Source organism: Microbispora sitophila (genome assembly GCF_014892245.1).
GTDB lineage: Bacteria > Actinomycetota > Actinomycetes > Streptosporangiales > Streptosporangiaceae > Microbispora > Microbispora siamensis.
Window position 1 is genome coordinate 1 of record NZ_JADBGC010000016.1, and the last position, 21206, is coordinate 21206.

Annotated in this window: 17 protein-coding genes; 9 read left to right on the forward strand and 8 right to left on the reverse strand. The window is 69.7% G+C overall.

Annotated features, from left to right (window positions below):
* Window positions 1-291 precede the first annotated feature (291 nt).
* The 3 genes from IL992_RS27515 to larE are packed head-to-tail and all read left to right on the forward strand — an operon-like array spanning window position 292 to window position 3161.
* Entirely contained in the window at window positions 292-1584 is a 1293-nt protein-coding gene (locus tag IL992_RS27515; protein ID WP_193206285.1) for an L-fuconate dehydratase, read from the forward strand.
* Window position 1585: 1 nt separating this feature from the next.
* Window positions 1586-2299, forward strand: coding sequence for a FadR/GntR family transcriptional regulator (locus tag IL992_RS27520; protein ID WP_193206286.1), 714 nt, complete (start codon window positions 1586-1588; stop codon window positions 2297-2299).
* Window positions 2300-2312: 13 nt separating this feature from the next.
* Entirely contained in the window at window positions 2313-3161 is an 849-nt protein-coding gene (gene larE / locus IL992_RS27525; RefSeq protein ID WP_226873900.1) for an ATP-dependent sacrificial sulfur transferase LarE, read from the forward strand.
* 135 nt (window positions 3162-3296) lie between these two features.
* Here the strand turns inward: larE and IL992_RS27530 are convergent, their stop codons facing one another.
* From IL992_RS27530 to IL992_RS27540, 3 genes are read right to left on the reverse strand one after another with little or no spacing between them, the layout of a single operon-like run.
* Window positions 3297-4343 carry an ABC transporter permease gene (locus IL992_RS27530; protein WP_193206287.1) on the reverse strand — a complete coding sequence of 349 codons (1047 nt, stop codon included), beginning with the start codon at window positions 4341-4343 and terminating at the stop codon, window positions 3297-3299.
* Window positions 4336-5901 carry a sugar ABC transporter ATP-binding protein gene (locus IL992_RS27535; protein ID WP_193206288.1) on the reverse strand — a complete coding sequence of 522 codons (1566 nt, stop codon included), beginning with the start codon at window positions 5899-5901 and terminating at the stop codon, window positions 4336-4338. Before IL992_RS27535 ends, IL992_RS27530 begins: the two co-directional genes overlap by 8 nt.
* A gap of 12 nt (window positions 5902-5913) precedes the next feature.
* On the reverse strand, window positions 5914-6996 hold the full coding sequence (locus IL992_RS27540; RefSeq protein WP_193206289.1) for a sugar ABC transporter substrate-binding protein: 1083 nt from the start codon (window positions 6994-6996) through the stop codon (window positions 5914-5916).
* A 419-nt stretch (window positions 6997-7415) separates the two neighbouring features.
* Here IL992_RS27540 and IL992_RS27545 point away from each other — a divergent pair, with 419 nt between their 5' ends.
* A complete protein-coding gene (locus tag IL992_RS27545) occupies window positions 7416-8129 on the forward strand; it encodes a FadR/GntR family transcriptional regulator (RefSeq protein ID WP_193206290.1) in 714 nt (237 codons plus the stop codon).
* Window positions 8130-8216: 87 nt separating this feature from the next.
* Here IL992_RS27545 and IL992_RS27550 read toward each other — a convergent pair whose 3' ends face one another.
* Window positions 8217-8939, reverse strand: coding sequence for a FadR/GntR family transcriptional regulator (locus IL992_RS27550; RefSeq protein ID WP_193206291.1), 723 nt, complete (start codon window positions 8937-8939; stop codon window positions 8217-8219).
* A 607-nt stretch (window positions 8940-9546) separates the two neighbouring features.
* Here IL992_RS27550 and IL992_RS27555 point away from each other — a divergent pair.
* Window positions 9547-12789 (forward strand): glycosyl hydrolase family 95 catalytic domain-containing protein, encoded by a 3243-nt coding sequence (locus IL992_RS27555; RefSeq protein WP_226873901.1) that lies wholly within the window; start codon window positions 9547-9549, stop codon window positions 12787-12789.
* Window positions 12790-13257: 468 nt separating this feature from the next.
* Entirely contained in the window at window positions 13258-15237 is a 1980-nt protein-coding gene (locus IL992_RS27560) for an alpha-L-fucosidase (RefSeq protein ID WP_193206293.1), read from the forward strand.
* Window positions 15238-15541: 304 nt separating this feature from the next.
* Here the strand turns inward: IL992_RS27560 and IL992_RS27565 are convergent, their stop codons facing one another.
* Window positions 15542-16108, reverse strand: a complete 567-nt coding sequence (locus IL992_RS27565) for a TetR/AcrR family transcriptional regulator (protein WP_193206294.1) — start codon at window positions 16106-16108, stop codon at window positions 15542-15544.
* Window positions 16109-16247: 139 nt separating this feature from the next.
* On the opposite strand from IL992_RS27565, the gene IL992_RS27570 reads away from it, so the two are divergent.
* A complete protein-coding gene (locus IL992_RS27570) occupies window positions 16248-17171 on the forward strand; it encodes an SDR family oxidoreductase (protein WP_193206295.1) in 924 nt (307 codons plus the stop codon).
* 32 nt (window positions 17172-17203) lie between these two features.
* Here the strand turns inward: IL992_RS27570 and IL992_RS27575 are convergent, their stop codons facing one another.
* Window positions 17204-17851, reverse strand: coding sequence for a 4'-phosphopantetheinyl transferase family protein (locus IL992_RS27575; protein ID WP_193206296.1), 648 nt, complete (start codon window positions 17849-17851; stop codon window positions 17204-17206).
* Window positions 17852-18319: 468 nt separating this feature from the next.
* Window positions 18320-18928, reverse strand: a complete 609-nt coding sequence (locus tag IL992_RS27580; protein ID WP_193206297.1) for a TetR/AcrR family transcriptional regulator — start codon at window positions 18926-18928, stop codon at window positions 18320-18322.
* A 94-nt stretch (window positions 18929-19022) separates the two neighbouring features.
* Between IL992_RS27580 and IL992_RS27585 the strand changes: the two genes are divergently transcribed.
* Window positions 19023-19772, forward strand: a complete 750-nt coding sequence (locus IL992_RS27585; RefSeq protein WP_193206454.1) for an SDR family oxidoreductase — start codon at window positions 19023-19025, stop codon at window positions 19770-19772.
* 133 nt (window positions 19773-19905) lie between these two features.
* Window positions 19906-20118, forward strand: coding sequence for a hypothetical protein (locus tag IL992_RS27590; RefSeq protein WP_193206298.1), 213 nt, complete (start codon window positions 19906-19908; stop codon window positions 20116-20118).
* 7 nt (window positions 20119-20125) lie between these two features.
* Here IL992_RS27590 and IL992_RS27595 read toward each other — a convergent pair whose 3' ends face one another.
* Complete coding sequence (locus IL992_RS27595) at window positions 20126-21151, reverse strand: TerC family protein (protein WP_193206299.1); 1026 nt, start codon at window positions 21149-21151, stop codon at window positions 20126-20128.
* Window positions 21152-21206: the final 55 nt, after the last annotated feature.

The window sequence follows — 21206 nt, forward strand, 5'->3', positions numbered from 1 at the left end:
ACCCCCCGCCAGAAACGCACCATCGATGTCGGCCGTCACCGACGACAGATCCAGCACCCGGCCATCCGGCCCGAGCACACACGGCCGCTCCTCACCCACCGGTCCCACCCGCAACAGCTTCACGATCTTGGCCTCTCCGCTGGTTCACAGGGCCGCATGCCGTGCCGAGCCTGCCAGATTCATCGGGTTGAAGTAAAGGCTTTGGACGGATATCTGGCGACTTGCCTTGACCTTCTCCCGGCGCGACCCTACTGTTCCATACATATTCATCGGATCAATTGGAGTTCGCCCATGCCGACGATCACCTCTGTGAACGTGATCGACATCAGGTTCCCGACCTCCGCGACGCTCGACGGCTCGGACGCCATGAACCCGGACGGCGACTACTCCGCGGCGTACGTGGTGCTGGAGACTGACGACGCCGACCTGGCGGGGTACGGTCTGACGTTCACGATCGGGCGGGGCAACGACCTGTGCGTGGCCGCGGCCCGGCAGATCGGGGCGCGCCTGGCCGGACGCGACGTGGACGAGCTGGCCGGGAACCTCGGCGGCCTCTATCGGGAGATCATGGCCGACAGCCAGATGCGCTGGCTCGGGCCGGAGAAGGGCGTGGTGCATCTGTCCGCCGCGGGCGTCCTCAACGCGGCGTGGGACCTGGCGGCCCGCCGGGCCGGCAAGCCCCTGTGGCGCCTCGTCGCCGACATGACACCCGAGGAACTGGTCGCCGCCTGCGACTTCCGTTACCTGTCCGACGTGCTGACCCCCGCCGAGGCCGTGGAGATGCTGGCCGCGCTCGCCCCCACGCGCGAGGAGCGGATCGCCGAGCTGGCCGAGCACGGCTATCCGGCGTACACGACCTCTCCGGGCTGGCTCGGCTACGACGACGGCAAGCTGCGCCGGCTGTGCCGCCAGGCCGTCGCCGACGGCTGGACCCACGTCAAGCTCAAGGTCGGCGCCAACGTGGAGGACGACGTCCGCCGCCTGTCGATCGCCCGGGAGGAGCTCGGCGACCGCGTCCTGATGATCGACGCCAACCAGGTGTGGGACGTGCCCCAGGCCATCGAGTGGGTCAACCGGCTCGCGCCGTACGAGCCGCTGTGGATCGAGGAGCCGACCAGCCCCGACGACGTGCTCGGCCACGCGGCCATCCGCAAGGCGATCGCCCCCGTCGGCGTCGCCACCGGAGAGCACTGCCACAACCGGGTGATGTTCAAGCAGCTCCTGCAGGCGGGCGCGATCGACTTCTGCCAGATCGACTCCTGCCGCCTCGCGTCGGTCAACGAGATCGTGCCGGTGCTGCTGATGGCCGCCAAGTTCGGCGTGCCGGTCTGCCCCCACGCGGGCGGCGTCGGTCTGTGCGAGCTGGTCCAGCACATGGCCGTGGTCGACTACGTGTGCGTGAGCGGCAGCCTGGAGGGCCGCGTTCTGGAGTACGTCGACCACCTGCACGAGCACTTCACCGACCCCGTCCGCATCGAGCGCGGCCGCTACCTGCTGCCCGAAGAGCCGGGTTACAGCGCTCGTATGCACTCCGAGTCGATCGCCGCGTACCGCTACCCTGATGGTCACCACTGGGGAGGCTGACGTGGGCGTCATCGAGACGGCGATCGACACGATCAAGCAGATGATCATCGATGGGGAGCTGCGCCCGGGGCAGAAGCTCCCCGTCGAGAAGAATCTGGCCGAACAGCTCGGTGTCGCCCGCAACACGCTGCGCGAGGCCGTGCGCGCGCTGGTCGCCATGCGGGTCCTGCAGACGCGGCAGGGCGACGGCACCTACGTCACCAGCCTCTCTCCCGACCTGCTGCTCGACGGGATGAGTTTCGTCGCCGACATCCACGTGGACGCCGGGGCGGGGGAGTTCCTGCACGTGCGCAGGATTCTGGAGGCGGAGGCGACGGCGCTGGCGGCCACGCGCATCCCGGACGCCGATCTCGTCCATCTGGGCGATCTGCTCGACGAGGCCGAGACAGTCGCCGCCTGCGATCCCGTCGACCACGAGAAACTGATCGCTCTCGACCAGGACTTCCACGCCCTCATCGCCTCCCACTGCGGCAACGCCGTCCTCGCCGCCGTCATCCAGAACATGTCCGGCCGCACCGTGCGCGCCCGCATCTGGCGGGGCATGAGCGACCCCGAGGCCGTTCACCGGACCCTCCGGGAGCACCGGGCCGTCCATCGGGCTCTGCTGGCGCGCGACTCCGAACGGGCCAGGCTCCATGCCGCCCTGCACGTCCTCGGCGTCGAGGAGAGCCTCACCGGCCCGCGTGCCTTCGAAGGCGAGGCCGCTCGTGGCTGATCGTCCCGCTTCCATGGGAGAAAGGACGCCGGACGCCGGTCAGGCGGGCGCGATGAGCGACGCCATGGACAGGCTGACGGCCCGGCTGCGCCGTGAGGACGCGGTCGTCGTCGCCTACTCCGGTGGCGCCGACTCCGCGTTGCTCGCCTTCGCCGCCGCGAGGGCGCTCGGCAGGCGCGCACTGGCCGTCACCGCGGTCTCACCCAGCCTCGCCGCCTCCGAGCGGGCCGCGGCCCGTGACTTCGCGCGAGCCCACGGTCTGGCCCATCTGGAGGTGTGCACGGACGAGGCCGACCGGCCCGAGTACGCCGCCAACGGCGCCGACCGCTGCTACCACTGCAAGTCGGCGCTGTTCGACGCGCTCACGCCGCTGGCGGCCGCCATGGGTGCCAGGATCGCGCTCGGCACCAACCTCGACGACCTCGGCGACCACCGCCCCGGGCAGCGGGCCGCGGCCGAGCGCGGGGCCATCGCGCCGCTGGTGGAGGCCGGGCTCACCAAGACCGACGTCCGCGCGGTCAGCCGGGAGCTCGGCCTGGTCACCGCGGACAAGCCCGCAGCGCCCTGCCTGGCCTCGCGGGTGAGCTACGGCGACCCCGTCACGCCGGAGGTCCTGCGCAGGATCGAGACCGCCGAGGGCGCGCTGCGCGATCTCGGCTTCCCGGTGTGCCGGGTGCGCGCCCACGCCGGCGGCACGCTCGCCCGGGTCGAGGTTCCGGGCACTGAGATTCCCCGCGCGTGCGAGCTGCGCGAGCGCGTCGATGCCGCGGTCCGTGGCGCCGGCTTCACCTTCTGCTCACTGGACCTGTCCGGTTTCGCGTCCGGACGCCTCAACGCCCTGCTGCCGCTGCTCCCGTCCTGACGGGCTCTCCCCGGCCCGAGCCGGAGGGCCGGGTGATCCCCGTCCGCAGTCGAAGCGGGAACCACCCGGCCGTCTCTGAACCCGTACGCGGCGATGAGCGGGGGGACCGGTCCGGGGATCGGCCTCCCCTTCTCGTCATTCCTGCGACTTGCCGCCGGTCAGGCGGGAGATCGCGAGCGCGGTGAGGATGATCGCCCCGTTGAGCGCCTGGATCCACTGCGCGGGGACGCCCGCGAGGGTGAGGACGTTCTGGATCATGTAGAGCAGCAGGATGCCGGTGAACGCGCCGAACACCGTGCCCTTGCCGCCGTTGAGGCTGACTCCGCCGATGACGGCGGCGGCGAACACGGTGAAGATCGCGCCGTCGCCCTGGGCGGCGGCTACGGAGGCGAGCCTGCCGGTCAGCAGGAGACCGCCGATCGCGGCCAGCAGGCTCGCGGAGATCAGCACGATCCACAGCACCCGGTCGGTGCGGATCCCGGCCGCCTTTGCGGCGTCGACGTTTCCGCCGATCGCGTAGAGCGCCCGGCCGAACCGGGTGAATCCCATGACCACGACGCCGGCGGCGAACAGCAGCAGGCATATCCAGATGGACGCGGGCACGCCGAGCCACATCGCCGAGCCGAGGTAGGTCATCGAGTCCGGGAGGTTGAAGAACGTCTGCCCGCCGGAGATGCCGGTGAGGAGGCCGCGGAGCACGATGAGCATGCCCAGGGTGACGATGAAGCCGTTGAGCCCGAAGCGGACGATGAACAGCGCGTTCACCGCCCCGATCAGCACTCCCACCGCGAGGGTGACGGGGATTCCCCAGGCGCCGGGCAGCAGTCCGAGCCCGGGTCCCGTTCCGGCGGCGACCGTCAGCCAGGCGGCCACACCGGGGGCCAGCCCGAAGGTCGACTCGAGCGACAGGTCCATCCTGCCGGCGATCAGCACGAGCGTCTGCGCCAGGACGAGCAGCGAGATCTCCGACATGGTCTGCAGGATGTTGATCAGGTTGTCGCTCTGCAGGAAGATCGGGTTGACGATCTGCCCGACGATCGCGATCACGATGATCGCGGGGACGAGCGCGAAGTCCCGCAGCCGCGCCAGGGGGATCGCCGGACGGCGCCTTCCCGCCTCCTCCGGCGCCGCCGGGCTCGGCGGGTGTCCCGTCGTGGCGTGAGCGGTGGTGCTGTCAGGCATCGAGGTCGACTCCTTCCATGGCGGCCACCATCTCGTGGTCGTGCCAGCCGGCGGCCAGTTCCGCGACGACGCGGCCGTGGAACATCACGAGCACCCGGTTGCACAGCCGCAGGTCATCAAGTTCATCGGAGGCGATCACGACGCCGGTTCCGTTGTCGGCGATCTCCTCGACCTTGCCGAGCAGGAACTCCTTCGACCGGACGTCGACTCCGGCGGTCGGTGTGATCAGTACGAGCAGGCGGGGGTCGCTGGCCAGGGCGCGAGCCATCACGACCTTCTGCTGGTTGCCGCCGGACAGCCCGGAAACGGGGAGCTCCGGGCCGGGTGTCTTGATCGCGAGATTCGTGATCATCTCGCGGGCCAGCGCGTCCTTGCGCCGGCCGCTGACGAAGCCCGCCTGACCGAGCCGCTCGGGCACGGTCATCGTGGTGTTGTCGGCGATGGACATCAGGGGGACGAGCCCCTGGTGGTGACGGTCGCGGGGCACGAAGCCCACCCCGGCGGCCAGCGACTCCGGCACACTCCCGGGGCGCGGGCGGCTCCCGGCCACCTCCAGGGTCCCGTCCTTGGGAGCCCGCAGCCCGGCGATGGTCTCGGCGAGCTCGGTCTTCCCGCTGCCGCCCAGGCCCGCCAGCCCCACGATCTCCCCGGCCCGGACCCGCAGGTCGACGTCCTGGTAGACGTCGCCGTCGCACAGGCCCCGTACGTCGAGGACCACCGGGGCCTGCGCCGGGGCCGGCGGACGGACCGCGTGCTCCCGCAGGCCCGCGGCCTCACCGGTCATCGCCGCCACCAGCTCGCCCTGCGGCAGGTCCGCCACCGGCGCGGTGAGGATGTGCCGGGCGTCCCGGAACACCGTGACCACGTCGCAGATCTCGTAGATCTCCTGCAGGTGATGACTGATGAACAGGAAGGTGACTCCCTGCTCCCGCATCGCCCGCATCCGCTCGAAGAGCCGGGAGATCGCCGCGCCGTCCAGCTGGGCGGTGGGCTCGTCCAGGATGATGAACCTCGCGCCGAACGACAGCGCCCGGGCGATCTCCACGAACTGCCGCTGCTCCACCCCGAGCTCCCCGGCCGGCCGGCGGACGTCGACGTCCACCGACCACGCCTCCAGCAGGTCGGCGGCCTTCCGCCACAGACCCTTCCAGCCGACCAGCCCCAGCCGGTTGCGGTCGTGCCGGTTCAGGTAGAGGTTCTCCGCCACGGTCAGCTCAGGGATGATCGTGGACTTCTGGTAGACGCAGGCGACCCGTTCCCGCCAGGCGTCACGGTCCGACAGCCGCGGCGCCGGGGACCCGGCGAAGCGGACCTCGCCCTCGTCCGGCGCCTGCAGCCCCGTCAGGATGGAGACCAGGGTCGACTTCCCCGCACCGTTGCGCCCGACCAGCGCGTGCGTCTCACCGGGCCCGATCGCTATGTGGGCGCGGTTCAGTGCCGTCGTCTCGCCGTACCTTTTGGTGATGCGCTCCGCCTCGGCGACGGGCGGGTCCGACCGGACCGGCCCGCCGTCACGGGCGGGTGGAGGGCTCGCGGGCCCTCCCGCGAACTCTTCCATGGCCACGCCCTCTCAGCTCAGGTTGTTGCCCCACAGCGACTTGTCGTCGTGCTTCACGCTGGGGATGCCGCCGTAGGTGCCGCCGTCCGCGGTGACGAGCGGTGCGGACAGCTGGTCCTCCAGCAGGCCGGGCCGCACCTGGATGATGGTGCTGTCGTGATCGGTCTTGCCCGGCTGGAAGGTCTTGCCCTCGATCGCGGCCTGGGCGTACGACAGCGCCCACTTGGCGTACAGGTCCGCGGGCTGGGAGACGGTGGCGTCGATGTTCCCGGCGGCGATGTCCTTGAGCTCCTGCGGGATGCCGTCGTTGGAGACCACGAAGACGTGCTTGGGGTCAGTCGGCGGCACCAGGAGGCCGCGCTGCTTGAGCACCTGCAGCGTGCCGGCGAGGGCGAAGCTCGACTGCATGTAGACGCCCTTGACGTCGGGGTTCGCGGTCAGGACCGTGGAGAGCTTCTGCGAGGCCACGGCGCCGTCCCAGTTCGTCGCCTCGCCGAACACGGTGATGCCGGGGTAGTTCTGCTTCATGCAGTCGTTGAACGCCTCGGTGCGGTCCCGGCCGTTGATGGAGGCCAGGTCGCCCTCCAGCATGACCACCTTGCCCTTGCCGCCGAGCTTCTCACCCAGGAACTTGCAGGCCTTCTCCCCGTACGCGCGGTTGTCGGCCCGTACGACCATGAAGGCGTTGCCGGTGTCGGGCCGGGTGTCCACCAGCACGGCGGGAATCTTCTTGCTCTCGAGCTGCTGCAGGGTGGGCGCCACCGCAGCGGTGTCCTGCGGCGCCATGACCACGCCCTTCACGCCCTGACCCACCAGGGTCTGCACATTGGCGGTGAGCTTGGCGATGTCGTTCTGGGAGTTGGTGGTCTTGACCTCCGCGCCCAGCTCGCCGGCGAACTTCGGCACGTAGCTGATGTAGGAGTTCCAGAAGTCCGTATCGGAACGTGGATAGTCGACGCCGATGACCGGCTTCGCCGCTGCGTTGTCCCCGCCGCCGGAGTTGTCGTTCCCAGTACCGCTGTTCCCGCCGCAGGCCGCGGCGAGGCACCCCGAGATGACTAAGGCCGCGGTGAGCGCGAACCGTCTGCGTTCCATCGTCTCTCCTTCTGAAGCACCACGGCTCCATGCCGTCGCTGACCGCGCCACGCTCAGGTGACGCCCGGGGCTTGGGCGAGACTCGCCGTGAGCGGGCTCATCACGCACAGGACATGGGATGTCTTTCTATGCTCTAACCCCGCCAGTGTCCAGACCTTGAGGACAGAATGGTGATATTCCGTTATTTGGGCGGCTCTTATCGGCAAGGGATCCGACGTATCGACTGTCCGGGCCGGACCGGAGATCAAGACACATCGCATGTCTGTCCCGGCTGAAGGCACGGCACGATGGGTCCGTGCCAGGCGGCCCACGCCACGGCGCCCCTCATCCGGCAGAGGCGCGGCTGGTTCCGAGAGCGTTCCCACGCACCCGGAGGGACCGTGTGGAGGTCCGCTGTCCTGACATACCAAAATGCAGGTATGTCGTTGACGGAGCAGGCGATCGAACGCATCAGGCAGCTCATCAAGGACGGGACGCTTCCCCCGGGCGCCCGGCTGCCTCCCGAACAGGAGTTGGCCGCCGAGCTGGGCCTGTCCCGCAACCTGCTCAGAGAGGCCGTCCGCTCCCTCGTCACCACGCGCGTGCTGGAGGTACGCAGGGGCGACGGCACCTACGTCACGAGCCTTTCGCCGGAACTGCTGCTCGAAGGAGTCGGCCTCGCCGTCGAGATGATGCGGGGCGACGATCTGCTCGAGATCACCGAGGTGCGGCGCCTGTTCGAGCCGGTGGCCACGGGTCTGGCCGCCGCCCGGATCACCGCCGACCAGCTCGCGGACGTCGAACGGCACCTCAACGCGATGATCGCGGCGCAGGACGACATCGAAGCGCTCAACCACCACGACGACGCCTTCCACCGGACGGTTTTCGAGGCGACGGGCAACAAGTCCCTGTCCGCCCTGCTCGGCGGCATCGCCAGCCGGACGCTCCGGGCCCGTGTCTGGCGCGGGCTCGTCGAGGAGAACGCGGCCGGCCGTACGATCGCCGAGCACGCCGCCATCTACCGCGCACTCGCGGCCGGCGACGCCCCCCTCGCCCAGGCGGTCGCGCTCGTGCACGTCAGCACCACGGAGACCTGGCTGCGGGAGAACCTCGGCCGTTCGCGGTCCGGCGCGGACCCGGATCCGGTGAGGTAGTCACGGCGGAGATCGCGCCGGGCGGCGCGCGGGGCATCGCCCCATGCCCCATCAGGCACCCCACGACGGCCCCCACCCGGCCCGAGGTCAGCCGGCCGCGGGCTCGGACGGCGCGTCGCCGTCGTCGGGCAACCGGTGCAGGGACTCCTCGACCCCGATGAGATGGTTGGCCATCCGGATGCGCGCCCGTTCGGGATCGCGCGCCGCGAGCGCCGCCCAGATCGCCACGTGCTCTTCGTGAGTGCGCCGGTCGGCCCCCTCCTCGTGCAGGCTTCGCCACAGCCGGCCGCGGACGGTGCGCCTGGCGAACGCCTCGATCAGGCCGACCATGACCGGGTTGTCGGTATGGGCGGCGATGATGCGGTGGAAGGCGATGTCGATCTCGATGAGACGCTCGTGGTCGTGGGGTGCCTGACCGACGATCCGGGCCGACTCGCCGAGCAGGTCCCTGGCCTGGCGGAGCGCCTCATCGGTGATCCTGGTCGCGGCCAGCCGTGCCGCTTCCGACTCGAGCAGGCGCCGTACGGAGTACACGTGCCGCGGGTCGCCCTGGCCGTGCAGCTCGACGACGAAGCCCATCGGCGCCAGCAACTGCGTCGCGTCGAGGTTCGTGATATACGTCCCGTCACCCTGCCGGGTGCTGACGATCCCGAGGATCGACAGCGCCGACACCCCTTCGCGCAACGCCCCGCGCGAGACGCCCAGCGACTCGGCGAGGTCCTTCTCGACGGGCAGGCGGTCGCCGGGCCGCAGGACGCCGTCGAGGATCATCCGCTTGATGCTGTCCACTACATCGTCTGTGCGTGACATGGCAGGTAGGTTCCTAGAGTCCGGCCGGGGCGGGGAGTTCACCCGTCCACCACGGGCAGCGAGGGGGCGGAGGCCTGCCCGCACGTCGCCGTCGCCCATGGTCATCGGGTGGTCATCGGGAATCGGTGCTGCTCTACGGATACAGGACGCGACCTCGTACCGCTACTCGGCGGTCTGTGGCCTTCCCCGGCCCGGTCCCGCCCGGGCCCACTGCCCGGTGGCGCGGGTAACGCCCTCTCGTGGCCGCCCGCGACGTCCGGCTCCCTCCGTCGCCCACGTCCCACCCATCGCGACCTGGATTAGTGCCCAAAGGTTAGATGTTTCCCAGCGGTCGAGGGGCCAGATGACCTCCTTTCGGGCGGTTCTATAAGAATCGTTGACCGATACATCAAATCTTTGTAGCTTTGCCATCACCCCCTACACAGCCTCGTCACGCAGCCGGTCCCGCCGAACTCCGCCAGTCTCCTCGATGCCGGATTCGCAGCCCCATTGGCGCGGTGCCGGCCGTCGGCAAGGCCGCAGTGCGCTTGGAGAGCGAATGCCAGATCTGACGCGAAGGCAATTGATGAAGATCGGCACGGTCGGAGCCGGAGCTCTGATGCTGCCGATGCAATGGACAGCGGTCGCCCGAGCCGGATCGGTGGCGCCTTCGGAGGTGCGCGCGGCCGACGACCTGGCGCTGTGGTACGACAAGGGCGCCGGCACGGACTGGCTCCGCGCCCTCCCCATCGGCAACGGGCGCCTCGGTGCCATGGTGTTCGGCAACGTCGACGCCGAGCGGCTGCAGCTCAACGAGGACACCGTCTGGGGCGGAGGGCCGTACGACCAGAGCAACCCCAAGGGCCTGGCGGCGCTGCCGGAGATCCGGCGTCTCGTCTTCGAGGACAAATGGACCGAGGCCCAGAATCTGATCGACCAGAACATGCTGGGCAGACCCGCGGGCCAGCTCGCCTACCAGACGGTCGGCAACATCAGGTTGAACTTCCCCGGCACCAGCGGGTTCTCGGAGTACAACCGCCAGCTCGACCTCACCACCGCCACCACGTCCGTCAACTACCTTCTGAACGGCGTGCGGTACAGGCGTGAGGTGTTCGCGAGCGCACCCGACCAGGTCATCGTCGTTCGCCTGACCGCCGACAAGCCCGGCTCGATCACGTTCACGGCGACGTTCGACAGCCCTCAGCGCACGACACGCTCCAGCCCGGACGGCACGACGGTGGCGCTCGACGGCGTCTCGGGCAACTTCGAGGGCATCACCGGCTCGGTCAAGTTCCTGGCGCTGGCCCGGGCCCTCGCCGAGGGCGGCAGCGTCACCAGTTCCGGCGGAACGCTCCAGGTGTCCGCCGCCGACAGCGTGACACTGCTGATCTCCATCGGCTCCAGCTACGTGAACTACAAGGACGTCGGCGGCGACTACCAGGGCATCGCACGACGGCACCTCGAGGCCGCCCAGCAGACGCCCTACGACGAGCTGCGCAGCCGGCACGTGGCCGACTATCAGGCATTGTTCAAGCGGGCGACGCTCGAACTGGACCGTACAGACGCGGCCGACCAGCCCACGGACGTCCGGATCGCGCAGCACTCGGCCGTCGACGATCCGCAGTTCTCCGCCCTGCTGTTCCAGTTCGGCAGATACCTGCTGATCAGTTGCTCGCGTCCCGGGACCCAGCCGGCCAACCTGCAGGGCATCTGGAACGATTCCCTGACCCCGTCGTGGGACTCGAAGTACACCATCAACGCCAACCTGCCGATGAACTACTGGCCCGCCGGATCGACGAACCTGTCCGAGTGCTACGAGCCGGTGTTCGACATGATCCAGGACCTCACGGTGACCGGTGCCCGCACGGCCCAGGTGCAGTACGGCGCCGGCGGCTGGGTCACTCACCACAACACCGACGCGTGGCGGGCCACCTCGGTCGTCGACGGCGCGTTCTGGGGCATGTGGCAGACCGGCGGCGCGTGGCTGGCCACCATGATCTGGGACCACTACCTGTACACCGGCGACGTCGAGTTCCTCCGGAAGAACTACCCGGCGATGAAGGGCGCCGCCCAGTTCTTCCTCGACACCCTCGTGGAGGAACCGAAGCTGGGATACCTGGTCACGAACCCGTCGAACTCGCCCGAGCTCAGCCATCACGCGAACGCCAGCGTGGCCGCCGGTCCGACGATGGACAACCAGATCCTGCGGGACCTGTTCGACGGCTGCGCCGAGGCGAGCGAGGTTCTCGGCATGGACGCCGGCTTCCGGGCGCAGGTCCTGGAGGCCCGGAAGCGGCTGGCTCCGATGAAGATCGGCTCGCGCGGCAACATCCAGGAGTGGCTGTACGACTGGGTGGAGACCGAGCGGACCCACCGGCACATCTCGCACCTCTACGGTCTGCACCCCAGCCACCAGATCACCAAGCGAGACACCCCCGAGCTGTTCGAGGCCGCGCGGCGGACGCTGGAACTGCGCGGCGACGACGGCACGGGCTGGTCGCTGGCCTGGAAGATCAACTATTGGGCGCGGATGGAGGAGGGCAAACGGGCGCACGACCTGGTCCGCCTCCTCGTGACGCCGGCCAGGCTCGCCCCGAACATGTTCGACCTGCACCCTCCGTTCCAGATCGACGGCAACTTCGGCGCGACGTCCGGCATCGCGGAGATGCTGCTGCACAGCCGCAACGGCGAGCTGCACCTGCTGCCGGCCCTGCCGGAGGCCTGGCGGAAGGGACGGGTCAAGGGCCTGCGGGGCCGCGGCGGTTACACCGTCGGCGCGGCGTGGAGCGACGGGCAGGCCGACGAGTACCTCATCACGCCCGACCGTGACGGCGTCGTCAAGGTACGCGGCGCGATCTTCGCCGGGCGCTACAAGGTGGTCGACGACACACGCGGCGGCACGGCCCGCACCGAGAAGGCCGAGTCCGACCTGATCGAACTGACCGGGAAGGCCGGGCACGCCTACCGCGCCTACGCCCTGCAGAAGGTCAAGATCAGCGCGCCCGTCGAGGTGAGCCCGGGCCAGGAGGCGAAGGTCGGCGTCACCGTCCGGGCGGTCGAGATGCCGCTGGCGCCCAGGACGATCGTGACGGTCGAGGCTCCGGAAGGGTGGAGCGTCTCACCGGAGCGGGTCGAGCTGCCGCCCCTGCCGCCCGGCGCGGAGCGCACCGTCGATTTCACCGTCATCCCCGCCCAGGGCCAGGCCGCGGGCGACGTGGCCCTGATCGGCAAGGCGAGCGGCACCCAGGCCGGCAGCGACTGGACCGCGTCCGCGAAGGTCACGGTCCGGGTATGGGACGGCAGGGAGAAACCGCTGGAGGAGCTCTTCAGCAACGTCGCCGTCACCGACGACGCGAACACCGCTCCCGGGAACTTCGACGGCAACGGCGCCAGCATCTCCGCCCAGGCGCTGGCCCAGGCCGGTGTCACCCCGGGGAGCACCGTCACCAAGAACGGGGTGAACTTCACGTGGCCCGGCGTCGCGGTGGGCACCCCCGACAACGCCATCGCCTCGGGGCAGTCGCTCAAGGTGACCGGCACCGGCAAGACGCTCGGCTTCCTGTTGTCCGGCACGTACGGCGCGGTGTCCGGACCGGCCACCGTCGTCTACAAGGACGGCACGAGGCAGACCTTCACCCTCAGCTCGCCGGACTGGTACGGCGGACCCAGGCCGGAGGGCGACGCCGCCGTCGTGGCCGCCTACCAGAACCGGCCGAACAACCAGCGGCAGAACACCGCCGCCACCATCTACTACGCGGGCGTGTCCCTGCAGAACAAGGAGGTGTCCCGCGTCGACCTGCCCAACATCAGCGCGCGGGCGGCGAACGGGGTGGCGACCATGCACATCTTCGCCATCGCCATCGGCGGATAGCACCCGCCTGAGCTAGCCGGACGACGTGGCCGGGGGCGTGGTGTGGGACAACCCGCACCGCGCCCCCGGCTCACGCATGCCGATCGCCTCGCTTCGTGATCTTCCACGATCGATGAAACTTTCAGACATCCCATTTCTCGGCAGCCGGGGGATCATTGCTCTCCCATACGTGGGTGGGCTGCCGGCCGTGCAGGGGAGGGTTCGACGCTGCGGACGCGGCATGCGCAAACGTGTGGACTCGCGCTCCTCGTGCTCGTCTCCGCTTGTCGCGCGCCCTAGGATCAGCCGCGCCGGATCGCGTCGCCTTCCCGTCCGGCGGTGGGGGAGTGTAGACAGATCGCCGCGCTTGGCATACAACGACATCCAATGTCTCTGCGGTGACCGTCCTTTCATCTTCGTGAAACATCCCGGGGATCGTGTCCATAGCGTCCCGTTGTCGAATCCCCCGATCGTGAGAGGTGCCTCCCCATGTCCGCATCCTCGTTCCGGCTCAGTCGCAGGCAGTTGCTCGTCGCAGCGGGGGCCGCCACGGCCGCCGGTGTGCTGAAGGCCGGTCCCGCGTGGGCCACCGCCGGTCCGCAGAGCTACAGCCCGAGCTGGTCGTCGGTGGACCAGCACCCGCCGGCGGCCGAGTGGTTCCAGGACGCCAAGTTCGGCATCTACTACCACTGGGGCGTGTTCAGCGTCCCCGCGTACGCGAACGAGTGGTATCCGCGGAACATGTACAACAACGGGTCGAATGAGAACAATCATCACAAGAGCGTCTATGGCGACCCGTCGGTGTGGCCGTACCACAACTTCATCAACGGTGCGCGGGACAAGGCCGGCAACTGGGTGCAGTTCGCACCGAAGCTGACGTCGGCCGGGGGTAGCTTCGACCCGAACGAGTGGGCGCAGCTGTTCGCCGACGCCGGTGCCAGGTTCGCCGGGCCGGTGGCCGAGCATCACGACGGTTACTCGATGTGGAACAGCCGGGTGAACGAGTGGAACTCGGTCGCCACCGGCCCCAAGCTCGACCTGCTGCGGTTGCACGCCGACGCCATCCGGGCCAAGGGCCTGAAACTGCTCGTGGCCATGCACCACGCCTACAACTTCACCGGCTTCTACCAGTGGGTGCCGGCCCAGTCCTCGACCTCCCTGAAGAAGCTGTACGGCCAGCTTAGCTTCGCCGAGGAGCAGCAGCTGTGGTACGACAAGCTCAAGGAGGTCATCGACGGCTACCAGCCCGACATCATCTGGCAGGACTTCAACCTCAGCCGGCTGGATGAGTCCCGGAGGCTGGACTTCCTGGCGTACTACTACAACCAGGCGGTGGCCTGGAACAGGGACGTGGTGGCGACCTACAAGGACGGGTTCAACACCCGGGGCGAGGTCTTCGACTACGAGCGCGGCGGCCCGGCCGCCATCCAGAACCCCTACTGGCTGACCGACGACAGCATCTCCAGCTCCAGCTGGTGCTACACCGTCGGCATCGGCTACTACTCGCTCAACGCCATGCTGCACTCGCTGATCGACCGGGTCAGCAAGAACGGTAACATGCTGCTGAACATCGCCCCGATGGCCGACGGCACCATCCCGTCCGGGCAGCGGTCGATCCTGCTGGGCATCGGGGACTACCTCAAGCGATTCGGCGAGTCCATCTACGCCACCCGGGCCTGGGCGATCCACGGCGAGGGCCCCACCCAGATGGGCGGCGGTTCCTTCACCACGCCGCGGGCGGGCACCAACACCGACATCCGCTTCACCCGCAGCAAGGACAACACCGTGCTGTACGCCACCGTGCTGGGCTGGCCGGGCAGCACCCTGCACATCACGACGCTGAACTCCAACCGGATCAACCTGAGCAACCTGGCCTCGGTGCAGCTTCTCGGCTCCTCGGCCGGCCAGTACACCACTCTGCCCAACCGCACGCAGGATGGCTCGGGGCTGCACATCGCGATGCCCTCGTCGACCGCCCCGTTCAGCGCCCCGGCGTACGTGGTCAAGCTGACCTTCAACGGCCAGATCCCCGCCCTGGGCTCCGGCGGCACCCCCACCGGCTACGTGCGGATCGCCAACGTCGCCACCGGCCTGGTGCTGGACAGCGGCGGCAACGTGGCGTCGGGGTCGAACCTCAAGCAGTGGAACTGGGACGGCAGCACGAACCTGCAGTGGCAGCTGGTCGACCTGGGCGGCGGGTGGTATCGGATCGTCAACCGCACCAACGGCATGGTGGCCGACAGCTGGGGCAACACCGCCAACGGCGCCAACGCCAGGCAGTCGGCCTGGAACGGCGGCAACAACCAGCAGTGGCGCCTCAACGATCTGGGCAACGGCCGCTACCAGATCGTCAACCGCGGCACCGGGACGTCTCTCGACGGCATGGGCTACACCACCGCCGGCTCGGCCGTCGGCATGTGGACGCCCAACAGCAGCACCAACAACCAATGGACCATCACCGCGCTCTGACCAGACGCACCACGCATCCGCTCTCGACCCGTGCGGCTCGACGCGGGACACGGCTGCGACGACTTGTGCCTCAGCGCCTTAGCCTTCTCCCGCTCGGACACAGCTGCTGACCGTCACCTTCCTGGCGAGGGGAGGTCTCCGATGCGAAGGGACTTCGTTCCTCCGCGTCGGAGACCCTCGGGTGAGGGCCCCTCGATGGACGGCGTCGCGGCCGAGGGTGAGGCAGCGCCTCGCCCTTCGTCGTCCGCGGCGGACGGACAGGCTTGTCGCGAAGCGGCCCGGCAGCTCGTGGGAGCGGGGGTGGTCAACTGCCCGCGGCCATGGCTTTCAGCTCGTCGAACGACTCGCGAACGAGCCGGGCCAGGTCCGGCTCGCCGGTCCCGCTGATCCAGCGCTCGAACGCTATTTTGAACACGGCGATCCCCGCCTCGGCGGCCAGGCTCGCGGCCGGGTCCGGGACGCCGCGCCGCCGCAGGGCGTCGGCGAGCGCCGCGGACAACGACGCGAGCTTGATCAGCTCGCGTTCCCGGAGTTCCGCGTTGGCCGCGATGACGGCCTGCCGCTGCCGGGCGCTCTCGCGACGCTCGTCGAACAGGACGCCGACGCTCTCGACGGCTCCGGCGATCACCTCGATCGGCGCCGCGGAGTCCGGCGCGGCGCCGACGGCGTTCACGAGGTGATCCCGCAGCGTGCCCGAGCCCCAGAACAGCACCTCGCGTTTGTCGGCGAAGTGCCGGAAGAACGTGCGCTCCGTCAGCCCCGCCCGCTTGGCGATCTCAGCCACCGTGGTCTGCTCGTATCCGCGCTCGACGTAGAGCTCGATCGCCGCCTGCTCGAGACGGCCGCGCGCGTTCGGCTCCCATCGACCCATGCCCCGGATCCTACCCTGATGACAGCGACTGACATCAGTGCTATGTTGATGACAGTCACTGACATCGCCATCCGCTCGGGGTGCACGGGAGTCTCGGCGTGCACCGGTGCGGAGGGCAATCGACCACTTGGAGTACGTCATGCGCGTATTCGTCACCGGCGCATCCGGCTGGATCGGCTCCGCCGTCGTCCCCGAACTCATCGACGCGGGGCACGAGGTCGTCGGCCTGGCGCGGTCCGACGCCTCGGCCGCCGCACTCACCAGGGCCGGGGCGCAGGTGTGCCGTGGCACCATCGACGATCTCGACACCCTGCGGAGCGCGGCCGCGGCGTCGGACGGCGTGATCCACCTCGCGTTCAAGCACGACATCGCCTTCACCGGCGACTTCCAGGGCGCCGCCGACGCGGATCGCCGCGCCGTCGAGACGTTCGGCGAGACGCTCGCGGGCTCCGATCGGCCGTTCGTCCTCGCCTCCGGACTCCTCGGGCTCACACCGGGGCGGGTGGCGACAGAACGGGATGGGCGTGACCCCGGCTCCGACGCGGGCCACGAGGGCCCGCGGGCCCGGCAGGCCACCGCGCTGAGGACGCTCGACCTCGCCTCCCAGGGCGTCCGCTCGTCGGTGCTGCGCCTGCCCCCCACGGTGTACGGCGAGGGAGACCACGGCTTCATGGCGGCCCTGGTCGGCATCGCCCGCGACAGGGGCGTCTCCGGTTACGTCGGGGACGGGTCCAACCGCTGGCCCGGCGTGCATCGGCTCGACGCCGCGCACCTGTTCCGCCTCGCACTGGAGCAGGCCCCGGCGGGATCCGTGCTGCACGCGGTCACCGACGAGGGCGTGCCGATCCGCGCCGTCGCCGAGGTGATCGGCCGCCACCTCGGCCTGCCGGTGGTCTCGATTCCCCGCGAGGAGGCGGGCGAGCACTTCTCCTGGCTGGGCGGCATGATCGGGACCGACGCCCCGGCGTCCAGCGCCCTGACCCGTGAACTGCTGGGATGGCAGCCGGTGCAGCCGGGGCTGATCGACGACCTCGACAAGGGCCACTATTTCCGTGCCGGGTGACCGGCGACCGCCGGCGCGGCGGTGCGGGCTTGTCAGGGCCGGGGGAGGGCGATCGAGGTCGCGATGTGCCCGTCGCTCACCAGCCACCGGCCCTGCAGGGCGTTCGTTCCCATGGCCGGGTCGGCGGCCAGGAGCCGTGCGCGGAACGTACCGGAGGGCTCGATGTCCACGACCGCCTCGGAGAAGTCGAGCCAGCGGCCGGTCAGCGGAAACCACACCTTGTAGACGGACTCCTTGGCGCTGAACAGGATTCTGTCCCAGCAGACCTCGCCGTCCGCGCCGCCCAGCGCCCGGAGGGCGGCGATCTCCTCGGGCGAGGCGATCGTGGCAAGGACCTCCTCCGGGAGGGGTTCGTGCGGTTCCGCGTCGATGCCGACCGCGCGGGCGACGTCCGCGGAGGCGACGGCCGCCGCGCGGTAGCCCGAGCAGTGCGTGATGCTGCCGACCGTGCCCGCGGGCCAGACGGGCGCGCCCCGCTCGCCGCGCGGGATCGGCACCGGCGTCACGCCGATCCGGGCCAGCGCGAGCCGGGCGCAGTGGCGTCCGGTGACGAACTCGCGTCGCCGCCGGTCGACGGCCCGCGCGATGAGCGGCCTCTCTTCCGGGAACAGCGTCTCCTCCGGCACGTCGCCGAACTTCTCGGCCGACGCCACCCACGGCGGCAGGATCTCGCTGATCATGCGGCGGTGCACCGTCCCCCCATGCTGCCCTCCGAAGCGCTGTCGCAGATAAGCGGTGGGAGTCGCCTGCGCCGCGGCGGGGAGTTCTCCCAGGAGGGCACCGAGGTTATCGCAGACAATGGCTTACTTTCTGGGATAACTAGTGTGGTGACGACCGAATCCAACGCCGGATGGCGCTACTACGAGGGGCAACACCGTGTGGCGGCCCAGTCGACCAGGGGGTGCGGCAGACCGTTGTGCAACAGTGGGAGCCGTGCAACAGTGGGAGCCGTCCGACCCCGCCACCGGCCTGCCGATCCGGCAGTAGACGGGATGGTCGTGGGAATCACCGCAGGAGCCCCAAACGACGATCATCTCGATCGCTTCCGGCCTCAGTCCGTCGGCACGCTTTCTCGCAGACGGGGGGCGTTCGCAAGACCGAGCCGTTACAGCGAGCGGTTGCTCGCGGCGGCGAACATCGGATGGTTCTCAGGGGAGCGGCCAGTTGCGTAGGGCGGCTTCGGCCATCTCCTGGAGTTCATCGCGGCCGACGCCACTCGCGGCTTGCACGGCGATGCCGAATGCCAAGGTGGTGACATAGCGGGCAAGGAGCCCCGGATCGGTATCCGGAGGCAGATCGCCGTCGTCGACGGCTCGCTGGAACCGCTCTCGGACGCGGGCGCAGCCGTTGTTGCGCCAGGCGGCGAGAAGGTCACGGACTCCACGCCCGGAGTCGCTGGCGGCCAGGGCGCCCTGGACGCCCAGGCACCCGTGGGGGTGGGCCGGGCGGGTGGTGGTTCGGACGGTGCCGGCCAGGATCGCGGTGGCGACGCCCAGGGCGGTCGGCTCCTCCAGGGCCCGGGCCAGGTATGCGCTCGGGCCTTCGGTGTAGCGCTCCAGGGCCTTGCGAAACAGCTCTTCCTTGTTGCCGAAGGCTGCGTACATGCTTTTGGCGGAGATGCTCATCGCCTCGGTCAGCCTGGCCAGGCTGGCTCCCTCGTAGCCGTGCTCCCAGAAGACCAGCATGGCGCGCTCGAGAGCGTCGTCGGCGTCGAATCCTCGCGGCCGGCCCATGAGACCGCTCCGGTTAGTCTCCACCCCCGCAGCCTACCCCTTCCGCAGCGATCGCTGCAGAAGTGCTACCGTTCGACTTCTGCAGCGATCGCTGCAGAAGTCGAAAGAGGTTATTCACATGGGACTACTTGAGGGCAAGACCGCTCTCGTCACCGGCGGCAGCAGCGGAATCGGCCTGGCCAGTGCCCGACGGCTGGCAACCGAAGGCGCACACGTGTTCATCACCGGCCGGCGCAAGGCCGAACTCGACGCGGCCGTCGAAGCGATCGGCTCAGCGGCTACCGCGGTGATCGGCGATATCTCGAACCTCACCGACCTGGACCGGATCTACGAGACGATCCGCAGCCGGGGGCGGGGCTTGGACGTCCTGTTCGCGAATGCCTCCGTCGCCGCGTTCGTGCCGCTTGAGCAGGTCACAGAGGAGCACTTCGACACCCTCTTCGGCATCAACGTCCGGGGCACGCTGTTCACCGTTCAAAAGGCCCTGCCCCTGCTCAACGACGGCGCCTCGGTGATCTTGAACGGCTCTACCAACGTGGACGTCGGCGCGGAGGCGTTCGGAGTGTACGCGGCGACCAAGGCCGCCACCCGATCGTTCGCCCGGACCTGGGCCAACGAACTCAAGGGACGCGGCATCCGGGTCAACACCATCACGCCCGGCCCGACCGACACCCCTGGTCTGTCGGGGCTCGCTCCCGACCCGGAACAGGCCGCCGCCCTCAAGCAGCACCTGGCCACACAGGTGCCGCTGGGCCGGCTCGGGCGCCCGGAGGAGATCGCCGCCGCCGTGACCTTCCTCGCCTCCGAGCAGAGCAGCTTCATCACCGGTTCGAGCCTGTACGTCGACGGCGGCCTGAACCAGATCTGAGTTCCGTGGCCGCACATCCGGCGAGGACGACACCTGGCCGGCCGCGCTCGCTCGGGCGGGCGAGCCCGGCAGCCTCGATCGCAAGCCGGCCGGCGGACAGAGGCCAAGCCCCCAGCAGCACGAAGGTGATCCAGTGCACCAGCGGCTTCCTGCCGCTGGGCACCGGACACGAGCCACGCTGCTGAACGCGGCGCGCCAGGCGCTCGCCGCGGTCTCGGCCTGCTACCGGCGCCTCGCCGAGCAGACCCGCGGCCAGGGCATCACCGCCGACGGCTCGGCCGAGGAGCCGATCCCGGCCGACCGGGGCCTGCCCGGCCACGGCGATCCACTACCGCTTCCCGATTGACGCTCGATCACGGCGAGCGATCAGCGGGCCCATCCGCGGACCGGAACCGGCCTGGTGCCGAGCCGGCCGCGTCGGCCGGCCCCTGCCGGAGGGCTGCCGCGCGCTCCTCGCGGCGGTTCCTGTACTGGCTCGCCCCCACGGAGATCACGAGGCAGGCGCAGATGACCGTGAGCGACAGCCATACAGGGATCTTGTACACGTCCGCCAGGAGCATCTTCGCGCCGACGAACACGAGGATCGCCGCCAGGCCGTACCGCAGATAGCCGAACCGGTGCATGGCCCCGGCCAGGAGGAAGTACATCGCCCGCAGCCCCAGGATCGCGAACGCGTTGGAGGTGAAGACGAGGAACGGCTCGGAGGTGACGGCGAAGATCGCCGGGATCGAGTCGACGGCGAAGACGATGTCGCTGGTCTCCACCGCGACCAGGACGGCCAGCAGCGGCGTCGCGGCCCACCGGCCGCCGGGCCGTCCGTCCGCGTCCTGCCGTACGAGGAACCGCTGGCCCTGGAAGGAGTCGGTCACGGGGATGAGCCGGCGCATCGCGCGCAGCACCGGGTTGCGGTCGGGGTGCACCTCGATCGCCGAATGCCTGGCCATCTTCACGCCGGTGTAGAGCAGGAACGCGCCGAAGACGTACAGGATCCAGTGGAAGCGGTCGAGCAGGACGGCGCCTGCGCCGATGAACGCCGCGCGGAAGACCAGTGCGCCGAGCACGCCGAAGAACAGCACGCGATGCTGCAGTTCGCGGGGGACCGCGAAGAACGAGAACAGCAGCGCGATCACGAAGACGTTGTCGACGGCCAGGGACTTCTCGATGAGATAACCGGCCAGGTACTGCCCGCCCGCGTCCGGCCCCCAGACCAGCCAGACCACGACCCCGAAGCCGAGGCCCAGCGCGATCCACACTCCCGACCAGGCCAGCGCCTCGCGGACGCCCACCACGTGGGCGCGGCGATGGGCGAACAGGTCCACGGCGAGCATGGCAAGGATGACCGCCAGAACCACGGCCCAGATCCACAGGGGCACAGACATCGTCAACCTCCTCACCGCCGCATGGGCGGGCTCGGCAGGCCGACGGTCTCCCCGT